The sequence below is a fragment of the Arsukibacterium perlucidum DSM 18276 genome, from assembly GCF_000382165.1.
Taxonomy (GTDB): domain Bacteria; phylum Pseudomonadota; class Gammaproteobacteria; order Enterobacterales; family Alteromonadaceae; genus Alishewanella; species Alishewanella perlucidum.
The window spans coordinates 1-23,670 of sequence record NZ_KB907719.1 but is presented as its reverse complement, the minus strand read 5'-3'; the positions used below and the strand labels follow the sequence as shown (position 1 = coordinate 23,670).

Below are 23,670 nucleotides of genomic sequence, written 5' to 3'. Positions count from 1 at the left end.
ACCCTAAAAAGACAAGGCCGCGTTAGCGGCCTTGTCTTTTTAGTTTTAGCACTGTTCAGCAGAGCTTTAGCATTTTCATCAGGGGAAATACGTCGGATAATTAGTGCGGTTAAACGGTTTCAGATTGTATTGAGGCTGCAGGAACGCAACTAAATCAACCAATTCGTTCACTGTCATTACATCATTATAGTTGCGCATTAAAGACTGGCCGTCGGCATCAATGTACCCTTCACGTTTAAAGCCCGGGGCAATCTTATGCGACGGGTTAATGACTGAGCTGACAAGCTCACCATAAGTTTTGATCTTAGTGACATCGCCACCTAATGGTACTTTTTTGGGTAAGTGTTGTTCAGTGCCACTGTCTGGTTCACCCTGCAGGGTATGACACGCTAGACACTGATAAGAAATAAATACCGCTTTACCGGCATCAACATTACCCTCTGGCAAGCTAAACCCTCTGGGTGACTCGGGGCCTTCTGAGCAGGCAATTAGTGCGAGTGTTGTTAACAATATCAGTATGACTTTCATTGTTTTCTCCATGCGAGTGGCTGAAACCAGTTTTTACTGGTCATTTAATAACCAGCCTAGTCCATTCTGACGACTACAGCTTGATAAAGATCAATTTTCCCCGATGTTTTGCAGGGCACTAATTTCGCCGTTCTTTAATTTTCGGTATTGGCCAGCCCACGAATCAGCGGAGGCAGTGTCAGCGGCGATATTGAATTAAAGCTGGAAAGCAACACCAGAGCCCGCGTTGGGTTGCGGGTATCAGCGGGTAGTAGCATTGATAATAAACTGAGCAACGAATGGCCTGTTGAGAAAAAGTAACAGTGTTGCAATTCAAGGCCGCAAAACCGGCCTTGTTATTGCAGTTTGAGCCGTTCATGAACCGGTATATATCAGCTATCAGTGTGTGCTCAGCATTGGTTAATCGCTGAATGCTGGGCAGCGTGGTTATTCTACAGTCAAAAAAAGTAATTAATTCCTAAGCTAGTGTTTTTCCATCTATTATCTGAAATCGAATGTTCTGCATCTGGCAGCACTTTGTAGTCAACAAAAACCGTTATTGCATTCGTTAATTGGTAACTGACCCCCAGGCCATAACTAAAACCATTGTAAGAATCCTTAATAACTGCAGGATAGCGAAGTGTCATGTTTCCCTCCACATCTGTATCCGCACCAACAGTGGTTATTTTAAATCTCGTTTCAGTGAGTCCTGCCAGCGCATACAGTTTAAAGGACTTAGAAATGGGATAGATTGCTTTTGCATATAAAGATGCCTGCGTCTCAATTTCCTCTATGTACTCTGCCCCCGGGATTTCATCCTGATAAAACGGAAATGAAAAATCGGATGTTCCGGCATCGATTCTGGTTTCCAATGAAAAATACGGATTAAACTGATAGCCAACATTGATACCAACAGTTTTGAACTTTCGATCAGGGGTAGAACTGATTTCCTGGGCACTATATTGCGCGCCAACATACCAATTACTTTCCTCTTTAGCGTTAACCGACAAAGTCACACCTAGTGCAAGCAGTGAAAAGATAGGGGGAAAAGATTTCTTCATTTGGCATCCTTTTAAAATTTGTGGCCGGAACATTAAAATTCGCTGATTAATCAACTGCTTCACAACGTGTAATGCCGCAGCTTCTAAATTGGGTCCAGCTTAAACGCCAATAGCATGTAAATCAATAGTTAATATTAATTGTTTTTTTAGAGCCTTAAGGAAAATAGCATTAATAGTAAACATGCATTACATCTGCATGGGCCGCTGCAAAGTCTGAATTTCTGGAGTATTTAACTCCTTTAACTGACCAACAGCCAGCTCGCCCAGTGGCAGGGCGCCGATGGCGGTGCGTTTTAACGCTGTGACCCGGTAGCCCAGGGTTTTACACATATAGCGAATTTGCCGGTGCATCCCCTCGGTCAGAATGATTTCAAATTGCTTTTGGCCAGTGGCGTTAACCTGACAGGGCCGTGACTGATATTGATTGGCGCCAAGCTGCCAGCTGACGCCCGCGGCCATCTGGCCGATGAAATCTGCAGTTAACGGTTTGTCTGTGTCAACCTGGTAGGTTTTGCTGTGCTGATAATCGGGGTGCATTAACCGCTGACACAGCGCGCCGTCGTTGGTAAGTAGCAGCATACCGCTGGAGTCTTTATCAAGCCGGCCCACTGCAAACAAGCGTAGCGGCAGGGTTTTAAGCAGCTGATGCAAACTGGCCGGGTCGTCGGGCCGGTTATTACAATCGATACCAATAGGTTTATGGTACAAAATGTAGCTAAGTGGCGGCAGCGCAGTAAGGGGGGTATCGTCTATTAAGATGCAGTCAGAGTTGTTCACCAGGTCGGTGTGCCTGGCGGCTATGCCGTTAACCTTTACCCGGCCTGAGGTGATTAACCGCTCAGCGGCGCGGCGCGAACAGTGGCCACTTTGGGCTATCCATTTTGCCAGGCGTTGCTTAACTTCAGAATCGACTAGCAAGGCTGTCTGCTTAATAATGACTGGGAAAAGACGATTTTAACCTATTTTAGGGTGCAAAAAGCAGTTGTCAGTGTTTTTGTAATAATAATGCCATTAAAAGCTGGCATCATTGGCCCTGTTACACCTTCCTTCCTGGATATTTTAACCCATCTGGTGATGGGTCACTCGGTTAGTGATGGGAGCTGCGGCTCCCACTTTTTTTCTGCCAGCTAGCTTGATTATTTATTCTGCTCAGTCAAACGGGTAGGGTAGCGCTGATAAATCAGCTGTACTGTATCGTTAATGGCTTGCTGCGGATTTGCCATAGCTTTTTTCGTCAGACGACCGTCAACCAGACCCTGCCAAACCAGGCGCTGCTCGCTGGCATCGATAACATCAATAGTCACCGTGCCTACTTTATACTCGGTTTTTTCTAATTGATTGCCAAATAGTGGAATGCCAAACATAAAACTGCTGCTTCTGCCGTAATAACCGTAACCGGCATTAATTGAAAACGGTGAACTGCGCACATCACTGCGGGTTTCAACATTAGTCATGTAATTAACTAACAGCTGAGGGTTTTGTTCACTGTACTGATAACCCAGTGCCGCCATTTCGGTATTGATAGCAGTTTTAAAGTGCTGATCTAATAAAGTGGTATAGGCTTTAGCTTCGGTATTTTCAGCTTTTACGTCCTCTGTCAGTGGTTGGGCTGATTCAGTTTTTTCAGTTGTCGCGCCATCTTCCAGGCCCGGCTGATAGAAGCCATAAGTCTGATATTGCTGAAAATTAACGGTGCGATCGAAATCAACCGTGGCCTGACGAGGGCTGGAACAGGCACTAAGCCCCAGTATCAAAGCAGTAGTAAGGCCGCAAGTGCGGAGCAGAGTGTTGTCGATAATAGCCATATTTGCCTCATAACAGCGTAAAACAGTAATTCAAGTGTATAGCAGCTAAGACTCAAAGCTAAACAATAAGTTTGCTGCTTTTCACCAAATTTTAGCGTAACTCGCCAACTGCAGGTTGCCAATAATATTTGATTACACATTAAATGGATTTAACTTATTGAAATTAAAAAATAAAAATATAAAATTCAGGCTGGCATAAGCTCTGCATTAGTCACTACCAGTAGTAAAAACTGATTTGAAAGTACCGTTTGCAACAACCTGACGGTAAGTACATAACAAGGACCTGAAAAAATGAAAAAGTTATCTCTGGTTGTGGCAGTGTTTAGCTCAGCATTATTTTTAACCGGCTGCAATCAGGCCAAAAGCAGCACAAATACTGATACTGCTGAAGTGATTGCCATTCCGGTAGAGGCCGCGCTGGCCCGTCATGGTGAAATAAGCAGCAGTTACCACACTAATGCCACCCTGGCTGCTCGGGCTGAAACAGACGTTATCAGCAAAAGCAGTGGCATAGTGCAGCAAGTGCTGGTGGAAGAGGGGGATTTCGTTAAAGCCGGCCAGTTGCTGGCGGTGCTTGAGAACGAGCGGCAGCGGTTTATGCTGGCGAAAGAGCAGGCTGAATTAAGCCGGCTGGACAGCGAGCTGCAGCGTATGGCGGAAATGTATCAACGTAAATTAATCAGTACCGATGTGTATGAAAAGCTGCGCTGGCAGTATGACGCAGTAAAAGCCTCAGTCGACCTGGCCGAATTAAGTGTCCGCGAAACTGAAATCCGCGCCCCGATTGCTGGTGTGGTGTCCCGTCGTTATGTTAAAACCGGCCAGTTGATAAGCCAGATGGCACCACAGTCATTGTTTCATCTGGTTGCCAATGCTGAGCTGGAAGCGGTTGTGCATATCCCGGAGCAACAACTGGCGCAGGCCAGAGCAGGTCAGGCCGCCATTTTACGCTTTGCTGGCATGTTACCGGTAAATGCCAATGTCAGCCGGATTTCACCGGTGGTTGACGCCCAGTCAGGTACCGTTCGCACCACCCTGATCATTGATAATAGCGCTGGCGAGCTGCGCCCTGGCATGTTTGCCCAGGTAGAACTGAAGTTCGACGTTAAACCAGCAGCGCTGCTGGTACCTAAGCGGGCGATTATCACTATCGATAACCAGCACAGTGTGTTTGTGGTTGACGCTGAGGGTAAAGTAAGCCGCAAGCCAGTGCATCTTGGTTACAGCTCAGACAGCGCCGTTGAAATTTTAGAAGGCGTGGCTAATGGCGAGCAAGTTGTTATTGCTGGTCAGGGCGCCCTCAAAGATCAGAGCCTGGTGAACGTAGTAACCACCCGCGAATTCTAACCGCTACGCCCGGTAGCGCCGGGCTTATAACCACAGTAACGAACAAAAAATAAGAAAATACTGATAAGGAATTGATTATGAAACTGGTTGATGTAGCGGTAGCACGCCCGGTCACAATATGGATGTTTACCTTTGGCATCCTGTTATTTGGCTTAGTGTCAGCGGGCCGGCTGGCTGTCAATTTACTGCCTGATTTATCCTATCCCAGCTTAACCATTCGCACTGAATATCTGGGGGCGGCGCCGGTAGAAGTAGAGCAGTTGGTCAGCAAGCCAATTGAAGAAGCGCTGGGCATTGTTAAAGGCGTGCACAAAGTGCAATCAGTCTCGCGATCTGGCCGTTCGGATGTGGTGTTGGAGTTTGACTGGGGCACAGACATGGATCTGGCCATGCTGGAAGTTCGGGAAAAACTCGATGTTTTAATGTTGCCACTGGATATTGAAAAACCGCTGTTGCTAAGATTCAACCCTAATTTAGACCCGGTAGTCCGGTTGGCACTTAGCCGCGAGGGCGGTATCAGCAGCGAGCGCGAGCTGGTGTCGCTGCGCACTTACGCTGAGGAAGACCTGCGCCGCAAACTGGAAGCCATGCCTGGCATAGCTGCGGTGCGGCCGGACGGCGGCTTGAATCAGGAAATTCAGGTATTGGTTGACCCGAACAAATTGAGTCTGCTGCAACTGGATATCGGTTTAATCAGCAGCCGGCTGGCCGAGGAGAATATTAACTTAGCGGGGGGCCGGCTGGAAACCCCGGGCTACGATTTCCTGGTGCGAACCATTAACCAGTTTGCTGATTTATCCGCCATTGAAAACCTGTATCTGGCTACTGTCGGCAATTCACAAATACGTTTAAAAGATGTGGCAACGGTAGTAGATGCTTTTGCTGATCGCAAAAGTGTCACTTACGTTAATGGCAGTGAAGCGATTGAAGTCGCCATTTATAAAGAAGGCGATGCGAACACGGTCAAGGTAGCAGAATCGCTGCTGGCTCAGCTGCCTAATCTGCGCAAAGGGCTGCCGCAGGACTACAGTCTGACTCTGGTATACGATCAGTCAGCTTTTATTAAACAAGCCATCAGCGAAGTAAAATCGGCCGGTATAGTCGGCGGTTTACTGGCTATGCTGGTGCTGTATTTATTTCTGCGTAATGTCTGGGCTACCGTTATTATTTCGGTGTCTATTCCTGTTTCAATTATTGCAACTTTCAATCTGATGTACGGTCAGGGCATTACTCTGAATATGATGAGTTTAGGGGGTATCGCGCTGGCAGTCGGTCTGCTGGTAGATAACGCCATCGTAGTGCTGGAAAACATTGCCAGGCACAAAGAGCAGGGTAAATCTGCACCCGAGGCAGCCAGAACCGGTACCGGCGAAGTGGCAATGGCAATTACCGCTTCAACCCTGACCACGGTAGCAGTGTTTTTTCCGCTGGTGTTTGTCGAAGGTATTGCCGGCCAGCTTTTTAAAGATCAGGCGCTAACTGTTACTTTCGCGTTATTAGTATCGCTGGTGGTAGCGCTGACCCTGATCCCTACTATGGCTGCCCGTCAGCGTCGGGTTAGCAGCGCTGCCGATGTTGAACCGGCAGTAACCAAGGTAAAAGGAACCCGCTGGTATCATAAACTTGGCCGGATTTTATGGTGGGTGCCAGGGATGATTTTTAAAGGCGTGTATTTTATCTTACTTGGCCTGCTAAGCCTGTTTACGTTGCTGTGGCGGGCTGTCAGCCGGGTCCTCGGGCTGGTATTTAAACCGCTGTTGTTTGTAGTTAAAGCCAGTCTGGACGGTCTTACCCGCGCTTACCGCCGTTTACTAAGTGGTGCCTTGCAGGCTAAATGGTTGACGATAGGCAGTACCCTGTTGCTGGCTGGACTATGTTACAGCTTGTTACCACGCCTAGGTGCAGATGTGATCCCGGAGCTGAGCCAGGGCGAATTTTATGTTGAAGTGCAACTGCCGATTGGCAGTGCCATTGAACAAACCGATGCCGTGCTAAAAGAGCTGGCAGCAGTTGCCAAACCGCTGACCGGCGTTGCCCGAAGTTACGGCCAGGTAGGAACCGGTGCCCAGATGACAGTAGACCCGGCCATTGGCGGCAGCCACTGGGGCAGGCTGAATGTTGTGATGCAAACAGGTAGTGACGAGCAAGCCGAACAGCAGGTTATAGCGCAGCTGCGCCAGCATATTACCGGTATGGCCGGGGTTAAAGCCCGTTTCGATAAGCCGGAACTGTTTAGTTTCGCTACCCCGCTGGAAATTGAGTTAACTGGCTTTGAACTGGCCGAACTGAAGCAGGCGGCAGATCAGCTGCTGGCCAGTCTGGCAGCAGAACCACGGTTTACCGATGTTAAAACCAGTTTAAGACCGGGCCAGCCGGAAATAACCTTGTATTTTGACCATGCCCGGCTGGCGCAGCTGGGTATGACGGCGCAGCAGGTCGCAAAACGGGTAGCGGTGTATGTTGGCGGTGAGGTAGCGGGCCAGTATTCGGTAAACGACAGAAAAATCGATATCCGGGTGCGGCTGGCCGAAGAATTCCGGCAAAACGAGCAACAGCTAGCGGCCTTGATTATTAACCCGGGCAGTGCCCAGCCGTTACCATTATCAGCTGTGGCAGACATTCGGCGCGAACTTGGCCCCAGTGAAATTACCCGGGTTGGCCAGCAGCGGGTGGCGATTGTCAGTGCTAACCTGGCTTTTGGTGACCTGGAGCAGGCTACGGCCAGTGCCCGCGACATCGTAGCGCAGCAAAATCTGCCATTTGGCATAAGTGCTGTTGTCGCCGGCCAGAGTGAAGAGATGCAGCGGGCTTATGGCTCGCTGACTATGGCGTTACTGCTGGCGGTATTTCTGGTGTACTTAGTAATGGCTTCGCAGTTTGAAAACCTGCTGCAACCCTTATTAATTTTGTTTACGGTACCATTGGCTGGTGCCGGCGCTATTCTTGGCTTGTGGCTAACCGATACCCGGTTGTCTGTCATCGTATTTATCGGCCTGATTATGCTGGCTGGTATTGTGGTTAACAATGCCATTGTGCTGATAGACCGGATTAATCAGTTACGGCAGGGCGGAATGGCGTTAACCGACGCGATTATTGAAGGGGGCGCCAGCCGTTTACGGCCGGTACTGATGACTACCCTGACTACAGTGCTGGGCCTGCTGCCTATGGCATTAGGTGGCGGCGACGGCAGTGAAATCCGCGCGCCGATGGCCGTTACCGTCATTTTTGGTTTGATGTTATCTACCTTGTTAACTCTGGTATTTATTCCTGTGTTGTATGGCTTATTCAGCCGGCAACAGCAATCCTCTGATGATGCTGTGGTGAATAGCAATGCGCAGGAGGCTTTATGACTGAGCAACCACTAGCCATTACCCGGTTGGCGTTAAGCCGGCCCGTTACGGTAACCATGTTGTTTATTTCATTATTGCTGTTCGGAAGTCTGGCCAGCAGGTTGTTACCGCTGGAAATGTTTCCGGGTATCGATATTCCGCAGCTGTATGTCAATGTGCCTTATAACAATGCCAGTCCGGCGGAAGTCGAGCGATTAATAACCCGGCCGCTGGAAGAGACGCTTGCCACGGTAAGTGGCATTAAGCAAATGCGTAGTTTCTCCAACGAAAACAGTGGCGAAGTGTCATTGGAATTTAACTGGAGTGAAAATATAGGCAGTAAAAGCCTGGAAGTGCGTGAACGAATAGATACGGTGCGCCATTTACTGCCGGATGATGTCGAGCGGGTGCTGGTATTTCAATTCAACACCGACGATATGCCGATATTCCAGTTACGGATATCGTCAGAACGGGATCTGGCGATGGCTTACGATTTACTGGAGCAGCAAATAAAACGGCCGCTGGAACGGGTGCAAGGGGTGTCTAAGGTTGAATTATATGGGGTGGAGAAACGCCAGGTCATTATCCGGCTCGACCCGGATAAACTAAAAGCCCTGAATGTAGATGCCAACGCCTTATTGGCGCAACTGCGGGGCAGTAACTTTGCCCTGACTGCGGGTGAGCTTCGTAACGCTGAGCAAAGTATTTTAGTTAAGCCGTTAGGCGAGTACCGACAGCTGGCTGAAATTGAACGGCTGCCGGTGCGGCCGGGTTTAATGCTGCGTGACGTCGCCAGCATCGCCCTGGAACTGCCAAAGCGGGAAGATGGTCGTCATTTAAACCAGACATATGCAGTGGGCATGAATGTGTATAAAGAGTCGGGTGCTAATCTGGTTGAGGTGGCTAAGGCCGCAATGGCCGTGGTGGCAGCGGCCGACAGTAATCCGGCTTTTAACGGCATTAATCTGTACATTATGGACGATGTTGCTGATGGCGTTACAACCTCACTAAAAGACTTATTAATGGCCGGTGCTATTGGCGCCTTGTTGTCTTTTGTGGTGTTGTATTTATTCTTGCGGCATTTAACCACCACTCTGGTGGTGGTGTTATCGGTGCCCAGTGCCATTATTATCGCGCTCGGCGCCATGTACTTTATGGGCTACAGCCTGAATATTCTAAGCATGATGGGCTTAATGCTGGCCATAGGTATGTTGGTAGATAATGCGGTAGTGGTTACCGAAAGTATCTTTCGTGAGCGGGCCGCCGGTGGCGATATCCGGGCTGCCACCGAGCGTGGTGTGCGAAGGGTTAGCCTGGCTGTGCTGGCTGGTACCGCGACTACGGCGATTGTATTTCTGCCGAATATTATCGGCCAGAAAATGCAGCTGACTATTTTCCTCGAGCATGTGGCAATAGCGATTTGTCTGTGTCTGGCGATTTCGCTGGTGATGGCCCTAAGCCTTATTCCACTGTTAACCACCAAATTAAAAGTTATCCCGCTTGAGAACGCTAATGGCAGCAAGCTGGATCGCCTATACAAGCGCAGCCTGCAAGGGGTAATGAACTGGCCAAAACTGTCGGCGTTGGCCGCAGTGCTGGTACTGGCCAGTATCGCTGTGCCAATGGGCTCAATGGGATCAGATAACGGTGATAACGGCGACAATGGCCGCTTGTTTCTGAACTATCATATTCAGGGCAATTACAGCCTGGAAGAAGTGCGCGAAGAAGTCAGCCTGATGGAAGCCTACCTGTACAGCCGGCAGGACGAGCTGCATATCGAGTCGGTATATAGCTACTACACCGCCGGTTATGCCATGTCGATTATCTTACTGAAAGAGCAACTACCGCTGAGCCTGACCCAGTTAAAAGATGAAATTCGCAGCGGCTGGCCAATGTTGGTGCGGGCCCGGCCGGTGTTTGGCTGGGGTGGTGGTGGCGGTATGCAATTGCATTTACTGGGTAACTCTACTGAAGTACTGATGGAATTATCTGAAATGCTGGTACCCATGCTGCAAGGGTTACCCAGCCTGGAAGATGTTACCTCTGACTTAACCGATGGCCAGCAGGAAGTACAAATTATCCTCAATCACCAGCAACTTGAACGCTACAGTGTTAGCGCCCAACAGGTAGCGCAAAGTGTGGCGCTGGCGCTGCGCGGTGTGAATTTACGCACCTTTCGCAGCCCTGAACAGGGCGAGTTGCTGCTGCGGCTGATTTATGATGAAAAAATCAGCCAATCTGTTGCCGAATTGGAACAACTGCCGGTGACTAACGCCAATGGCGTGCCGATAACCCTGGCGCAACTGGCTGACTTAAACATTATGCCGCGGTTATCCAGCATCCGCCGCTTTGACCGCGCCACTGGCGTTGCCATTCAGATGAACCCGGCCAAAGATTCCGATATGGATAAAGCCCGGGCCGATATTGAGCAATTAATGAAAAGTGTCGCTTTACCGGATGGTTACCGCTGGTCGTTCCGGGGGAGTTTCGAGCGCCAGGATGAAGAGCAACAGGTAATGATGGTAAATATGCTGCTGGCCGTAGCGATGATCTATATCGTGATGGCCGCGTTATTTGAATCGTTGTTACTGCCTACTGCGGTCATTGGTTCGTTGCTTTTTTCCCTGGTAGGGGTGTTCTGGACTTTCCTGCTAACCGGCACCGGCATGGGGGTAATGGGTATGATTGGGATGCTGGTGCTGATGGGCATTGTGGTTAATAACGGCATTGTGCTGGTCGACAGGATAAATCAGGACCGCGAGTTGCTGCCATTGCAGGACCTGAAAACGACCATTATTCATGCCTGTGAAGCACGTTTAAAGCCGATATTAATGACCGTATCCACCACAGTGCTCGGCTTGCTGCCACTGGCGATGGGCGGCACCCAGATCGGTGGCGGTGGTCCCAGTTATGCACCGATGGCTATTGCCATTATTGGCGGGCTGCTGTTCTCAACCTTAACCAGTTTGCTGTTAGTACCGTTAACCTACTACGGTTTGTTAAAACTGCGCGCTGCCTGCAGCCGGCTGGTCAGCAGTAGCAGAAAAATCAGCGACAAGGTGTTGCTGGCGGCAAAATCTGCGCAGCCACCAGGCTAATTTTACGTTGCGACCGGCGGGCAGAGTTCATACAATGCCTGCCGCCTTTCGCAAGTTCGCCTCTGAGAGTTGTAATGGACGCTTTGTTTTCCTCGTTTTCTGCCGTTGCCATCGCTGAAATTGGCGACAAAACTCAATTATTATCATTATTTCTGGCGGCCAGGTTTCGGGCTAAAGGTGCCATTATTGCCGGTATTCTGGTGGCGACCTTATTAAACCATGCTGCTTCAGCCTGGCTGGGTGTCTGGCTGGCTCAGTTTATAGCGCCGGCCATTGGCCCCTGGTTACTCGGTGGCTCTTTTATTGTTGTTGGTTTATGGCTGCTTATTCCTGATAAAGATGACAGTAATGAGACCGGGGTACTGAAATACGGCGCTTTTGCGGCCAGTTGTATTTTGTTTTTTCTGGCCGAAATTGGCGATAAAACCCAGATCGCGACTGTTATTCTGGCGGCAACCTTTGAGGACGCAGTCTGGATGGTAATTTGGGGTACCACCCTTGGCATGCTGGCGGCCAATGTGCCGGTAGTATATGCCGGCAGCTGGCTGTTACAGAAAGTGTCGCTGGACTGGGCCCGGCGTATCGCCTGTGCAGTTTTTATCATCCTGGGGTTAATAACCATAGTTTCAGCATAGGCAATTTACGCTGCCTGTTATCAGCCAGGGTTCAGCCGGGATCGGTTCTGATAGCGCTATGCAATACAAAAATGCTGGCGTTTCCCGGCAACCGGAGAGAATTATTATGATAAAAACAATGCTGTTTGGCGCGGGTTTACTGGCCGTTGTTCCTGCTTATGCTGTTACGGTGCTGACCGAGCAAAACCTGAGCCGGCTGGAGGCAGCTTTACCGAAGCTGGCCAAAATTCAGCAGGATGATGTAGGTTCATTGCATAAAGTAAGGCTGCAGCGCCACTGCGACTGGCCGCGGCATGCGACTGAGATGCGGGCGCAGCAGCAGGGTAAAAGTTACCTGGCTGAAGTCGATAAAATTCTGGCTGAACATCAGCTAAGTCCGCCATTATTTATGGAATTAACCGCCAAAGGCAGCTGGCCATTGTTACAATCACTGCAACCTGTGTTATCGGTTACCCGGCAAACGTTACCGTTTTTACCACAAGCCCAGCGCCAGCAGGCCGAACAACTGCTGGCCCAAACAGACAATATGATTGTGGTAGTAGAGACCTGTTTAACTGAGGCCGACAAGGTGGCGCTAAAACAGAATCAACAGCGGTTAATTAACCTCGCCAGCAGGTTACCGGGCAGTATTTTGCCGGCACAGGCGAACTTAACTGCCACCTCTGAATAACCTGACTCCCTGAGGGGCACATTTAAGGAAGCGGATGAACAGCGTCACTATTTTGGTTGATGTGCAGAACATCTACTACACCAGCCGCCAGGCTTTTGGCAAAAGTTTTGACTACAACGCATTCTGGGCAGAGGTGACAGCCGGGCGCAAGGTGGATAAAGCGATAGCCTATGCCATAGATCGCGGCGATGAAAAGCAGCGCCAGTTTCAGAATATTCTGCGGGCTATTGGCTTTGAGGTAAAACTAAAACCCTTTATCCAGCGGGCCGATGGCTCAGCCAAAGGCGACTGGGATGTTGGAATTACCCTTGATGCTATTGAGTATGGCCAGCATAGTGATGTGCTGGTGCTGGCCTCCGGTGACGGTGACTTTGCCTTGCTGGCAGAGCGCTTGATTGGTAATTATCAGACCGAAGTTGAAGTGTATGGTGTTCCCAGCCTGACCGCCCAGGCACTGGTTAATGCGGCCAGCCGTTTTATGCCAATTGGCCCGCAGTTGTTGTTAGGTTAATTCCGGTAAGTTTTTTTAAAATCACTCCGGTTAGTTTGCTGCTGTTATCACTGTATCTGAGGGTAGGCTATGCTTTAGGCAAATTGAGCTGACTGCAGTATTGCTAACGGAGGTATTTTGACAGAAGGCGTAACTAACCTGTTGGGCTCATGGCCCGAATGGTGTGCTGTTGCAATTGAGATGCTTGGCATTGGCATTATTACTGTTATTGCCGTGTATTCGTTGTTGCATGGCATTATCCGGCTGATTAAACGCGACTCACCCCGTGCTATTCAGCAGGAAATCCGGCAGCGGCTGGGCCGCGGTATTTTATTGGGGCTGGAGTTTTTAATTGCCGCCGATATTATTCATACGGTGGCGGTGGAACTGACCTTTACCACGGTTGGGGTGCTGGCGCTGGTGGTGCTGATACGGACATTTTTGAGTTTTACGCTGGAGGTAGAACTGACTGGGAAGTGGCCATGGCAACTGAACCAGCCTGAAACCGCTGAGTAGCAAAGCTGTTAGCAATATATCAGCTTGTTTGTCATGCCAGGCAAATCTGGTTTCTGCCAGCTTCTTTGGCCTGATACAGAGCTTTATCTGCGCGCTCAAAACAGTGCAGCAGGTTTTCCTGGGGGGCCTGTTCGGCAATGCCGAAACTGCAACTCAGACTGATGTTGTTGGTAAAAGTGTGTTGAGTAAGCGCCACGGTAATCCGTTTGCATAAGGCTTTTGCTTCTGCGGCGGTAGTATGCTGACATAAAATGACAAACTCCTCGCCGCCCCAGCGGGTTACCTGATCATGCTCGCGCACTTCTGCCAGAATAATGTCGGCCAGTTCCCGCAGAATGGCATCGCCGACACTGTGTCCATGCTTGTCGTTAATATCTTTGAAATAATCAATGTCAATAACGATAAGGCTGAGCGTTTGCTCTGATTGGGTTGAACGGCGCTGCTCCTGCTGTATAACTGAGTCAAAGTGATTGCGGTTATAGAGCCGGGTCAGCGGATCGTGATTAGATAAAAACTCCAGTTCTGTGACGGCTTTTTTCAATTCATGCTGGGATTGTTCCAGCTGTTGATTTTGCTGCTGTAACCGCTGATTATAATAGCGACTGCGGTAATTCCAGATACTGAGCAGCAGAATAATAGCAATTGCAATACCGCCGACCTGCCACAACAACTTGTAATTGTTCACTGTAATAACGTCTATTCTGGTCCACTTTTGGTAAATGCTAATTTGTTCCTGCTCACTGATATTTCGCAGCGCTTGATTAAGAATGGGAATAAGTGCTTGATAACGATTAGTGACGCCAATCCTAAGTTCGTCTTCTAATCCGACCCAGCCGGCTATTTTTAGCTGATATAACGAATTTTGCTGGATCTGGCTGTTAATTGAATACAGTGAGCCGATAAATAAATCCGCTTTACCACTGGCAACGGCTGCCAGTCCGGCAGGCTCGTTTTCCACCCGTACCAGTTTAGTTTGCGGGTAGTAGCGTTCAACATATTCAAGTAACCGGTAGCCATGCGGCACTGCCAAAGCGCGATTGCCGATGTTCTCAAGACTTTGTAAAAATGGTTGCTCCCGCAACGATACCAACACGTTAGGCGAACGGAAATACACTTCCGAAAATTGCAGATAATTATCACGCGTTGCGGAGCGGTTTAGCATAGGTGATAACTGGCAATCACCACTTTGCAATAGTTGCAGCGATTCCTGCCAGGACGAGGTGGGAACCAGCTGAAACTGAATACCCGTTTTTCTGGTAATAAGCTGCAGATAATCAGCAGAAATTCCGACATGAACACCGTCTCTGATGGCTTCATAAGGCATCCAGTCAGGATCAACGCAATAGGGTACCGGTTGCTCAATAGGGAGGGCGGCCGTGCTATCTGCCTGGCTGAGAGATGGCAGCATACCAGCAAGCCCCAGGCTAAAAAACAGCCAAAATAGTGTCAGCGGCCGGGAAAATGTGCAGCGTGCCGAAGCCGTTAATTTTGTAGTAAGCCACATTGTCAATACGCCATCAGGTAAAGTCAGTATGCCTGAACGCTAACTGCTTATTAGTTAACATTAATGTTTTTTATTGATAGTAGTGCCTGATGAGTAAAAGTGCGAATGCTATTTTTTTGAACAATTAAAAACACAAACTCTTGATTTACAGTTAAATGCAGGCATAGTTTAAGCGGGTTACAAAATTATAAGGAAAAGGCAATGAATTTTATTAAAAGATGGTGCCTGACAATATTATGCTTGTTAGCTGCTGTGGGGTGTTATGTGCTTGGCATTCCGGCTGGAGGACTTGCTTTTCTGTTGCTTGGTGTCATTTTTGAAACTACCTTCTGGGTTCGGCTATACCGACAGCATTCTTAAAACGCATGGAACTGTTTAACAACCGGATATTACCGTTAATACTTGGTTCTCTGTTCTCTGTTCTCTGTTCTCTGTTCTCTGTTCTCTGGTCGCAGTGGCATCAATTTTTTAACAGTAGCGGCTATGGTTATCGCAGATACCGTTTATCAGAAAACTAAACCGTTGGTCTGTTGTGACTGTATCACTTAAGCAAAAATTTAATATGCTGAAGCTGGCCAATTTATGAACCAGGCCAAAAGGTGGGGGAATCGTTAATGATTCAACCTGACATAGTGTTCGTCATATCACAAAAGGTGGGTACCTGATGCAAACTGCACTTATTGAAAGGCGTCAGTCGACTAGGGAACTACAACCGTTCTGGGATGAACTTAATCTGGCACAAAAATTTTCTGCCGCCGAACTTCAGCGTTATGGTTACGAACTGGCGTTCGTTCGACATGAGAGCTCGGGTAATTTAGCTGTTCTGCGGGCAGGTGATCGCTTTGCGGCTATCAATCAAGAGGGTGAAATTGACACGGCGCCTAAAATCGTTATACGTCATTGAGTTTCAACGACAGCTGTATTAAAGCAGTAACCAGATCAATGCAAGTAAAAGGGCATTGGCTGCTACTTATCGCGATAGCCTTGTTCCTGCCGCTGATAAGCATGGGTGGCCTGGTGCAACTGTAGGAATTATTCGGCAGCAACGTATTGGGGTTTGGCGAAAGAACTTTCGGTTGTAAAGCCGCTAAGTTGACGTAACCAATGATCGACCGGTAATGGTCTGGAGAAATAATATCCCTGCATCATTTGCGCCCCCAGAGACTGCAGGAAACGACGTTGGATATCCGTTTCCACACCTTCAATAATAACTGCTAGCTTTAAGGTTTTTGCCATTTGCATTACTGATTGAATAAGCTGAGTCTGACGTTGATCTGCAGGAATGTTTTGCAAAAAGGTTCTGTCGAGTTTAATTGTGCTTACTGGTAATTGGCTTAAGGTACTCAGTGAAGCCTGGCCGGTACCAAAATCATCCAGGGCAATGACGTAACCTAAACGAGTCAGAACCAATAGCTTGTTAAATAATGGCTGCTGATGGCGGACAACACTATTCTCGGTGAGTTCCAGGCTGAGCATGCTCAGCAATTGAGGTTGGTGTGTGGCAATATCTATCAGTGTGTTGTAAAACTCATCACAAAGCAAGTCAGAGCCGGTCAGATTAATAGCGACAGGATAGGTAATGCTTTGTTGCTGAAACAGCTTAATAATTGTTATGGCCTTCGCTAATATGCTAAGTGATAGTTGAACAATAAAGCCATATTGCTCAGCAAGCGTCACCAAATTATCAGGAGCAATAAAGTTGCCATCATTATCTTGCCAGCGCAGTAAGGCCTCAAAGCTGATAATAGTGCCATCGGGCTTAACTTTGGGTTGTAACCACAAAGTGGGTGTATCTAGCTGCAATGCCTTTTTAAATGCGGCCAGCAGTTTTAATTGCTGATTGCGCTGCTCCAGAATGTCGGCCTGATAATAAGATATAGGCCTGGTATAAGCATCGGCTGATTCCAGTGCTGCTTCACATTGCTCCAGCATCAGCTCTGGCGTTGCCAGAGTGTGATTCGAGATACTTACCCCCATTTCATACATCGGCTGCAGGATGCCAGTGCTAAGGCTTAACTGTTTTGGCAGTAAACGTTGAATGGTGAGCACTTCATCACTAAAAGATGTGCTGTGCTCAGGCATGGGCCGCCACAGTATAAACTTAACCCCACGCAATCTGGCAGTCAGGGTGTTTTCAATAAAGGCTAGTTGGAAATCACGGGCAAACACGGCTAACAGCTCATCACCAGCCTGGTAACTATGGGCATGGTTAAAAGCCTTAATATTGGCTAATCGGACAATAACCATAAGGCTGCCTGCTTTACATTCACCATATTGTTTGACCAGCTGCAGAAAAAAATTTTGTTCCGGAAGTGCCGTCAGCGTATCGTAATTTCGCCATAAATTTTGTTTTTGATCGTTGGACGTGAGTTTTTGGTGGAGTTCTTTTAGTGGAGTGATATTGTCCAGTTGTACTATATGATGCTGCTGGGTTCGACACAGATGATTTAACAATATATGGATGGAAGGTGTTGCCTGTAGGGTGCATTCTGCTTCATGGCCAAGCCAGAAACAGGATTGTGAATTGTCAGTAACTTTCAATAAATCTTTGATATTGTGATCAGCTGCCTCATCAATTCTTAGCAGACTTTTCGCTTTAGTATTGGCTTTTAAAATTGCACCGTGGCTGTTAACCAGCAGGGTAGCCTTAGCCTGATGATCAAAGATGTCTTCATATAAATTATTACTTTGACTAATAATGTCATTTTGCTGTTTTAATGCCACAGCATTACGCTTTAACGTGCTTATCACCCGCATAACCGCAAGGGGGATACAGAGATTAAAAAATAAAAATAACAAGCTGTGTAAATACGCTGGGGTAGAAGGCAAGATAATGGAGATATTAAACAGACTTATTGGCCCACTGCCAAACATCAGGAACAAATAGGGAATAATGTTCAGCAGCATGACGATGATTGTCATCGTGCGGGAGAAAAACAGCATGGCAATAACCGGCGCGGTGTATACAAAAATCACCCCCAGTTTTGACAGCTCAAAATTATCGATAAACAGCAGCATGCATAGGCCTGCACCAAAAACGGTGAACAGCAGCAGTATTTTACTTAATGCTAATGATTTTGCTGAAAAATACAGCGCCAGTAGCAAGGTAAGATAAAAGCCCGAAGTAATGCCGATAATGTACCAGGCTTCGGCCTGATAAGCCTGCCATGAACTGTGCACTGCAATACTGAGCACCAATAACAAGCCGGAACTTAGGATAATGCGCAAGGTACTTTGCTGCAGGTGATTTACTGAGGTTGAGCCCAAATCGTCTTCAGTTAACAACAGTAGCTGCTTAATACGGCTTAACATAGTATTTCCGTGATAAAAGGCTAAGGCTGCATCCGTGCATTATTGGTACAAATTAATTGTTAAAACGTTCCCTGTTTGTGGTCATTAGGTTAACGGATGTGCCGGTGTCAGGCAACGTAAAGTATGTAAATTTATGTTAAATAGAATGTTTTTTCAGTTGAGTTGCGCTGTAGCTGACATAACCCTCGGTAAAATAAACTTGCAGCCAGAAGATCAGGCGGTTAGCTTAGCGCTTTGTAAATTGGAGGCCTGCAATGTCTGGCGTGACAATATTAGTTGATGTGCAAAACATCTATTGCACCAGCCGTGAGGTTTTTGGCCGCAATTTTGACTACAACGCCTTTGGGCGGCAGGTAACGGCCGGGTGAACTGTGGTCAAAGCCATTGCCTATGCAATTAATCGTGGCGATGAAAAGCAGCGCCAGCTTCAAAATATTCTGCGCGCCATTGGTTTTGAGGTAAAACTTAAGCCGTTTATTCAGCGCGCAGACGGCAGTGCTAAAGGCGATTGGGATGTGGGTATCACGCTGGATGCTATTGAATACGGTCAGCATAGCGATGTGTTGGTACTGGCCTCCGGTGATGGTGACTTCGGCCTGTTGGCAGAAAAACTCATCGCTAAATACGAAACAGAAGTAGAGATATACGGCGTGGAAGGCTTGACTGCCCAGGCACTGATTAAAGCCGCCAGCCGTTTTATTGCTATTGACGAAGCCTTACTGCTGCCGTAGGGGCGCATTATTGCGCCCGGATGCTGTGAAACCAGCAGTGAGGAATATCGTTACACTTCCTCAACGCAGCTTATTTACTTATTGTAAGGAGCTGCCAACTTATTGGTAAGTTGTAAATATAATACTAAGGATAAAAGATGATATCGCGTAGCGTTATGGCGAAATGTCTGGAGCCATCCACAGAGCAGGATAAGCGCTATCTGCGGGTGGTTCGCTTACTGCGTGTATTTAAACTCAGCCGCTATTCCCGAGCCATGCAGTTGTTGCTGAATGTATTTAAAGAAGAGCGTCTTTCACTCTTTGCCGCTTTTTCGGTACTGTTTATTATTATGCTGGTGGCAGCGTGCGCCATGTACACCTTAGAAAAAGATGTCCAACCTGAGCACTTCAGCTCTATTCCACAGGCCATGTGGTGGGCGTTGGTTACGCTCACCACGGTAGGGTATGGTGATGTGACTCCGGTTACCGATTTAGGCCGGTTGTTTGGTGGTTTAATCACTATTGTGGGCATTGGTATGGTAGCGCTGCCGGCAGGTATTCTGGCGACAGGTTTTTCTGAACAATTGTCCCGTCGTCGGCAGTTTTTCAACTGGCGCTGGATCAGGCATTTAAAGATGGCCGCTTTGCCGTGGAGTCCGAACCGCTGTTACAACGGCTTCGGGCTGAGCTGGGCATTAGTCATACCGAAGCAGCCATACTGCGTGAGCTGATGGAAAAGCGCCATCAAACCTTACACTACAAAGATAATTAGGCTAACAAAAATCACTTCGGCTTATTCAGCAATGCTTTTAAATCAGCAAAAGGGTTATGGGTAGCTGCGGCAACTTTTTGTTCAGTGGTGCCGCCGTACATCACATATTCGTGAAATTTATTGTGCTCGTTGTCGTGACAATAAATACAGAGCAACTCCCAGTTACTGCCGTCGCTGGGGTTATTACTATGGTTATGATCAATATGATGTACCGTTAGCTCGCGCAAATTAGAATGGAGAAACTCGCGGGCACAGCGGCCACATACCCAGGGATACATTTTTAACGCTTTGTCACGATAGCCCTGTTCCTGCTGCTGATAGGCCTGGGCGCCGCTGCTGTTTTTATTCATTTCACTGATCTTTCCGGTTTCAGTTTATGCTGAGGCTAAGCATACCTCAGCTAATTACTGACCACACTGGTTTTTGACGTCAATTCTGCCGGTAATCCTTAACGATGGTGCCATATAAACCCATTTCTGCTTCATGGCCTGGTTCGCGCCAACTTTCCAGTAACGCTGCCTGATACCAGGCTTGCATCGCCGGCAGAGCAAGCAAACGCTTAACATAGGCCATGGCGTTTGCGCTTAGCTGCAAATCATAACTTTGCACCCGAAATGCCACAGGGGCAAAAAACGCGTCAACAGCAGTAAAAGAAGTTCCGGTTAAAAAAGGCCCGCCAAACTGATCTAACCCTTGCAACCATAGCTCGTCCAGCCTGGCTAAATCTTTAGCCAGCGCTGGCGGCGGGTTATTTAGCTTTACCCGTGCCCCGCAATTCATAGTGCAGACATTGCGCAGCGTACTGAAGCCAGCATGCATTTCACTGGCGGCACAACGTGCATAGTTGCGAGCTGCAGCATCTGCCGGCCAGACCCCGACATGACGTTCGGCCAGATATTCGACAATAGCCAGCGACTCCCACACTACTGTATCGCCATCATGCAGGCATGGCACCGTTGCTGTTGGTGAAAACCGGCGGAAATTCTCATAGTTGTCGAGCTGAAATTGCTGCAATTTTTCGTCGAACGGAATACTCAGCTGCTGCATTAATAACCAGGGCCGAAGCGACCAGGACGAGTAGTTTTTATTGGCAATAAACAATTGATACACAGGCACCTCCATGGCTACGTCGTTAAAGATTACGCTGGTTATAACCTGGCTTCAAGCATCAGATAGTTTGAATTTCCGCTACTGGTGGCGGCGTAGAGTAAGGATTACCAGATATTAAGACAAATAGCAGGTGAAGGTACCAGTGATAATTGCAGAACTACAGCAACGGTGTATAAACTAAGGGCGGATAAAGTAGGGGGTAAAATAGTGCCCTAATATAAGGTTAAACCATGCTCGCCAGACTGATATTTCTTATGTTGCTATTGCTGGGCAGTTATCTGCTGCTTTCGGCCTGGTTCGCTGCTGAGCGGCCAGAGCCCCAGGCGCTGAAGCAACTGGCAGAAAAAGCTATGCAACAAAAATTGTGTCAGACGCCGGTACTCTGGCGGATTGGCCAGATGGACCCTGCGTTTGCTTTAACGGCGGATCAAGCTGAACAGGCCGCCCACAATGCAGCTGCTCAATGGAATATGGCTGTTGGCCAGGAGCTGTTTCGTTATGATAGCATGGACGGTTTTCCGATTAACTTTCGCTACGACCAGCGCCAGCAACTATTGCTGCAACAGGCATTGCTTGAGCGCAATATTCAGCGCTATGACAGCAATATCGATCAGCGTGCAGCGATACTGGCACGGCAAAGCGAGCAGTTACAGCAGCGTCTGCGGGAATTCGCCCAACAAAACCAGCAGTTTGCCGCCGATATCGCCGTGTTTAATCAGCAAGCCGCCAACGCTAATCAGGCTAACCTGGCTGCGCTGCAGCAACAACAGCAGCGATTACAACAACGCGAGCAACAGTTGCAACAACAGGCTAAGCGCTTAAACGAACAGCAAGCCCAATTGCAGCGTGAACAACAATATCTGAATGACACTGTGAATGATCGCAATGCATTACTAACAGATCAGCCGCCACCTTTAGCCGCCGAAGTAGGTTTAATGGAAATTATTAACGGCAAACGTAATATGACTATTTTCGCCTACAGCACTGTTGCAGCATTGCAGCTTACTATCGGCCACGAATTTGGCCACGCTATGGGGCTGGGCCATACCGATAACGATGCCGCGCTAATGCACTACGCCCTGAACCCACAGCAAACAGGCCCGACAGCGGAGGATGTTGCCGCGCTGAAGCAACAGTGTGGGTTTTGATAATGTGCCCTGTAATATATCACCGTGTTCAGCTCCGGGCAGCTTAAGGAAGCTATGCGAATAATACTGTCAGCTGTTTTGCTATTGATGTCCTTTAACAGCGTCGGTGCAGACTGCGTGGTGCTGCTGCATGGTCTGGCCCGCAGTGCCGGTGCTATGGAGACGATGCAGCAGGAGCTTACTGATGCCGGTTACCATACCGTCAATGTCGATTACCCTTCCCGCAAGCATGCTATTGAAGCGTTAGCGCCCATGGTTATCCCGCCGGCATTGGCGCAGTGCCGGGAAAAGCAAACTGATATTATTCACTTTGTTACTCATTCGATGGGCGGCATTTTGCTGCGCCAGTATCTGCAAGACAATGTTATTGCAGATTTAGGCAGGGTAGTGATGATGGGGCCGCCAAATCAAGGCAGCCAGGTGGTAGATAATTTAAAAGATGTGCCCGTTTTTAAGGCGTTTAACGGCCCGGCCGGTATCCAGTTGGGCACAGGCGAACAAGATTTACCCAAACAACTGGGGCCGGTAAGTTTTGAGCTGGGAGTAATTGCCGGAACCCGTTCTATTAATCTTATTTTGTCTACGTTTTTGCCTAACCCCGATGATGGCAAGGTGTCGGTTGCAAACACCAAAGTACAAGGCATGTGCGCCCTGGTTACAGTAGAGGTGTCGCATCCGTTTCTGATGAAACGGCAAAAGGTGATTAAGCAGGTACTACACTTTTTAAAAGCAGGTAAATTTAGCGGCGACAAAGCGCAGCAGTTTGCCTGTCCGGCGCAGTCTACGCTCAAAGCGAATACGATTTAAAACTCTGATTTAGTGTTTTCGCGTTACGATTGCCAACTGCTAAAATTACCTCAATGGCTGGTGACAGATCTTGAAGCGTCTATTGCTGAATGTGATGCTGATGCCAGCTTTGTCGCCAAAGCTTTGGATGATATTGCCCGCGCCAAATTACAACAGGAGTAACTAGCATGGCAAAAACACTGCAGCAAATGCTGGTAGAGGAAAAGCCTGAGGTTGTTGCCTCGGCGATAGAGCAGGCCGCTCAAATCCTGCAAAAAATTGAACCTGAGTTGGCGGCATATAAAGGTCAGGAGCTGATAGATATTGTTAAAGCCAGACTAACTGACCCGTAGCCGGGTATGAAAGTGAAGTTTTCATTTACACAATCAACCACAGTAGGGGCGCACTATTGCGCCCTTAGTTTTTACAGCAAATAAACCCTTGACCAGGTTAATTTTTTTGTCAAATATAGCTGGGAAAAGATTGTCTGACCGTTTTTAGCGTCATACCAGTCGTTCGGGCAAATAAAAACGCTTGACCATAAGCTTAAACAACCAAGGAAAGAAGATTGAAAAATTGTCTGATACTAGGGCTTGTTGATCTTTCGTGATGGATTATTAGACAGCATGATGGGCTGGTATAATTACTTTCGCCAAAAACTAACCATGACAACCCATCATGCCAAGAACAATGTTAACAGACGAGTACTGGTCAAAGCTAATCAGATTGATGCTTAAAACGGGCCGCGTATATGACAAGCCCGAACACAGAAATACTTTCGAAGGCATTTTGTATCGGATGCGGGTCGGTTGCCCTTGGCGCGATGTGCCAGAAGCTTTTGGAGATTGGAGCGCCATCTACCGGCGTTTT

At 48.1% G+C, this 23,670-nt stretch carries 22 protein-coding genes; 14 read left to right on the top strand and 8 right to left on the bottom strand.

The window, feature by feature from the left end; genetic code table 11:
• Positions 1 to 78: 78 nt before the first annotated feature.
• The 4 genes from H141_RS0113470 to H141_RS0113445 form a co-directional block, all read right to left on the bottom strand.
• The gene (locus tag H141_RS0113470; protein ID WP_019676804.1) at positions 79 to 528 is read right to left on the bottom strand and encodes a c-type cytochrome; all 450 of its coding nucleotides are present in this window, start codon (positions 526 to 528) and stop codon (positions 79 to 81) included.
• Between the two features lie 437 nt (positions 529 to 965).
• Positions 966 to 1,568, bottom strand: a complete 603-nt coding sequence (locus H141_RS0113460) for a porin family protein (protein ID WP_019676802.1) — start codon at positions 1,566 to 1,568, stop codon at positions 966 to 968.
• Positions 1,569 to 1,754: 186 nt separating this feature from the next.
• Entirely contained in the window at positions 1,755 to 2,486 is a 732-nt protein-coding gene (locus H141_RS20280) for a pseudouridine synthase (protein WP_019676801.1), read from the bottom strand.
• Positions 2,487 to 2,704: 218 nt separating this feature from the next.
• On the bottom strand, positions 2,705 to 3,373 hold the full coding sequence (locus H141_RS0113445; RefSeq protein WP_019676800.1) for a DUF4136 domain-containing protein: 669 nt from the start codon (positions 3,371 to 3,373) through the stop codon (positions 2,705 to 2,707).
• 291 nt (positions 3,374 to 3,664) lie between these two features.
• Between H141_RS0113445 and H141_RS0113440 the strand changes: the two genes are divergently transcribed.
• The 7 genes from H141_RS0113440 to H141_RS0113410 all read left to right on the top strand — a co-directional run bounded on the left by H141_RS0113440 (position 3,665) and on the right by H141_RS0113410 (position 13,458).
• Positions 3,665 to 4,720, top strand: coding sequence for an efflux RND transporter periplasmic adaptor subunit (locus H141_RS0113440; protein WP_019676799.1), 1,056 nt, complete (start codon positions 3,665 to 3,667; stop codon positions 4,718 to 4,720).
• 77 nt (positions 4,721 to 4,797) lie between these two features.
• Positions 4,798 to 8,070, top strand: coding sequence for an efflux RND transporter permease subunit (locus tag H141_RS0113435; RefSeq protein ID WP_019676798.1), 3,273 nt, complete (start codon positions 4,798 to 4,800; stop codon positions 8,068 to 8,070).
• A complete protein-coding gene (locus tag H141_RS0113430) occupies positions 8,067 to 11,147 on the top strand; it encodes an efflux RND transporter permease subunit (RefSeq protein ID WP_019676797.1) in 3,081 nt (1,026 codons plus the stop codon). The genes H141_RS0113435 and H141_RS0113430 overlap by 4 nt, the downstream gene beginning before the upstream one ends.
• A 74-nt stretch (positions 11,148 to 11,221) precedes the next feature.
• Positions 11,222 to 11,782, top strand: a complete 561-nt coding sequence (locus tag H141_RS0113425; protein ID WP_019676796.1) for a TMEM165/GDT1 family protein — start codon at positions 11,222 to 11,224, stop codon at positions 11,780 to 11,782.
• A gap of 106 nt (positions 11,783 to 11,888) precedes the next feature.
• Complete coding sequence (locus tag H141_RS0113420) at positions 11,889 to 12,452, top strand: hypothetical protein (protein WP_051090412.1); 564 nt, start codon at positions 11,889 to 11,891, stop codon at positions 12,450 to 12,452.
• Positions 12,453 to 12,486: 34 nt separating this feature from the next.
• A complete protein-coding gene (locus H141_RS0113415; protein WP_019676794.1) occupies positions 12,487 to 12,963 on the top strand; it encodes an NYN domain-containing protein in 477 nt (158 codons plus the stop codon).
• Positions 12,964 to 13,080: 117 nt separating this feature from the next.
• Positions 13,081 to 13,458: a DUF1622 domain-containing protein gene (locus tag H141_RS0113410; protein WP_019676793.1), complete on the top strand. Its 378-nt coding sequence runs from the start codon at positions 13,081 to 13,083 to the stop codon at positions 13,456 to 13,458.
• A gap of 31 nt (positions 13,459 to 13,489) precedes the next feature.
• Here H141_RS0113410 and H141_RS0113405 read toward each other — a convergent pair whose 3' ends face one another.
• Positions 13,490 to 14,866, bottom strand: coding sequence for a diguanylate cyclase (locus H141_RS0113405; protein WP_169337181.1), 1,377 nt, complete (start codon positions 14,864 to 14,866; stop codon positions 13,490 to 13,492).
• A 760-nt stretch (positions 14,867 to 15,626) separates the two neighbouring features.
• Between H141_RS0113405 and H141_RS0113400 the strand changes: the two genes are divergently transcribed.
• Positions 15,627 to 15,866, top strand: a complete 240-nt coding sequence (locus H141_RS0113400; protein ID WP_019676791.1) for a hypothetical protein — start codon at positions 15,627 to 15,629, stop codon at positions 15,864 to 15,866.
• Positions 15,867 to 15,994: 128 nt separating this feature from the next.
• On the opposite strand, the gene H141_RS0113390 is transcribed toward H141_RS0113400, so the two are convergent.
• A complete protein-coding gene (locus tag H141_RS0113390; protein ID WP_019676789.1) occupies positions 15,995 to 18,274 on the bottom strand; it encodes an EAL domain-containing protein in 2,280 nt (759 codons plus the stop codon).
• 371 nt (positions 18,275 to 18,645) lie between these two features.
• Here H141_RS0113390 and H141_RS20790 point away from each other — a divergent pair, with 371 nt between their 5' ends.
• Together H141_RS20790 and H141_RS20785 are read left to right on the top strand one after the other, a co-directional pair.
• Positions 18,646 to 19,005 (top strand): NYN domain-containing protein, encoded by a 360-nt coding sequence (locus H141_RS20790; RefSeq protein ID WP_019676787.1) that lies wholly within the window; start codon positions 18,646 to 18,648, stop codon positions 19,003 to 19,005.
• Between the two features lie 137 nt (positions 19,006 to 19,142).
• Complete coding sequence (locus H141_RS20785; RefSeq protein WP_051090410.1) at positions 19,143 to 19,715, top strand: ion transporter; 573 nt, start codon at positions 19,143 to 19,145, stop codon at positions 19,713 to 19,715.
• Positions 19,716 to 19,767: 52 nt separating this feature from the next.
• On the opposite strand, the gene H141_RS0113375 is transcribed toward H141_RS20785, so the two are convergent.
• Entirely contained in the window at positions 19,768 to 20,106 is a 339-nt protein-coding gene (locus tag H141_RS0113375; protein WP_019676786.1) for a YajD family HNH nuclease, read from the bottom strand.
• A gap of 79 nt (positions 20,107 to 20,185) precedes the next feature.
• Complete coding sequence (locus tag H141_RS0113370) at positions 20,186 to 20,866, bottom strand: glutathione S-transferase family protein (RefSeq protein WP_026349454.1); 681 nt, start codon at positions 20,864 to 20,866, stop codon at positions 20,186 to 20,188.
• A 230-nt stretch (positions 20,867 to 21,096) separates the two neighbouring features.
• On the opposite strand from H141_RS0113370, the gene H141_RS0113365 reads away from it, so the two are divergent.
• From H141_RS0113365 to H141_RS21170, 4 genes are all read left to right on the top strand, one after another.
• Positions 21,097 to 22,014, top strand: a complete 918-nt coding sequence (locus tag H141_RS0113365) for a matrixin family metalloprotease (protein ID WP_019676784.1) — start codon at positions 21,097 to 21,099, stop codon at positions 22,012 to 22,014.
• 54 nt (positions 22,015 to 22,068) lie between these two features.
• Positions 22,069 to 22,821 (top strand): esterase/lipase family protein, encoded by a 753-nt coding sequence (locus H141_RS0113360; protein ID WP_157610924.1) that lies wholly within the window; start codon positions 22,069 to 22,071, stop codon positions 22,819 to 22,821.
• Between the two features lie 167 nt (positions 22,822 to 22,988).
• Positions 22,989 to 23,153, top strand: a complete 165-nt coding sequence (locus H141_RS21770) for a hypothetical protein (RefSeq protein WP_019676781.1) — start codon at positions 22,989 to 22,991, stop codon at positions 23,151 to 23,153.
• Positions 23,154 to 23,478: 325 nt separating this feature from the next.
• A partial coding sequence (locus tag H141_RS21170) for a transposase (RefSeq protein ID WP_157610922.1) occupies positions 23,479 to 23,670 on the top strand: 192 nt, incomplete at its 3' end.

Bases quoted from the DNA above. Each gene is read 5' to 3' on its own strand.
- H141_RS0113470 (WP_019676804.1), bottom strand. From the start codon at position 528: ATGAAAGTCATACTGATATTGTTAACAACACTCGCACTAATTGCCTGC.
- H141_RS0113460 (WP_019676802.1), bottom strand. From the start codon at position 1,568: ATGAAGAAATCTTTTCCCCCTATCTTTTCACTGCTTGCACTAGGTGTG.
- H141_RS0113445 (WP_019676800.1), bottom strand. From the start codon at position 3,373: ATGGCTATTATCGACAACACTCTGCTCCGCACTTGCGGCCTTACTACT.
- H141_RS0113440 (WP_019676799.1), top strand. From the start codon at position 3,665: ATGAAAAAGTTATCTCTGGTTGTGGCAGTGTTTAGCTCAGCATTATTT.
- H141_RS0113435 (WP_019676798.1), top strand. From the start codon at position 4,798: ATGAAACTGGTTGATGTAGCGGTAGCACGCCCGGTCACAATATGGATG.
- H141_RS0113430 (WP_019676797.1), top strand. From the start codon at position 8,067: ATGACTGAGCAACCACTAGCCATTACCCGGTTGGCGTTAAGCCGGCCC.
- H141_RS0113425 (WP_019676796.1), top strand. From the start codon at position 11,222: ATGGACGCTTTGTTTTCCTCGTTTTCTGCCGTTGCCATCGCTGAAATT.
- H141_RS0113420 (WP_051090412.1), top strand. From the start codon at position 11,889: ATGATAAAAACAATGCTGTTTGGCGCGGGTTTACTGGCCGTTGTTCCT.
- H141_RS0113415 (WP_019676794.1), top strand. From the start codon at position 12,487: ATGAACAGCGTCACTATTTTGGTTGATGTGCAGAACATCTACTACACC.
- H141_RS0113405 (WP_169337181.1), bottom strand. From the start codon at position 14,866: ATGCTGCCATCTCTCAGCCAGGCAGATAGCACGGCCGCCCTCCCTATT.
- H141_RS0113400 (WP_019676791.1), top strand. From the start codon at position 15,627: ATGCAAACTGCACTTATTGAAAGGCGTCAGTCGACTAGGGAACTACAA.
- H141_RS0113390 (WP_019676789.1), bottom strand. From the start codon at position 18,274: ATGTTAAGCCGTATTAAGCAGCTACTGTTGTTAACTGAAGACGATTTG.
- H141_RS20785 (WP_051090410.1), top strand. From the start codon at position 19,143: ATGATATCGCGTAGCGTTATGGCGAAATGTCTGGAGCCATCCACAGAG.
- H141_RS0113375 (WP_019676786.1), bottom strand. From the start codon at position 20,106: ATGAATAAAAACAGCAGCGGCGCCCAGGCCTATCAGCAGCAGGAACAG.
- H141_RS0113365 (WP_019676784.1), top strand. From the start codon at position 21,097: ATGCTCGCCAGACTGATATTTCTTATGTTGCTATTGCTGGGCAGTTAT.
- H141_RS0113360 (WP_157610924.1), top strand. From the start codon at position 22,069: ATGCGAATAATACTGTCAGCTGTTTTGCTATTGATGTCCTTTAACAGC.
- H141_RS21770 (WP_019676781.1), top strand. From the start codon at position 22,989: ATGGCAAAAACACTGCAGCAAATGCTGGTAGAGGAAAAGCCTGAGGTT.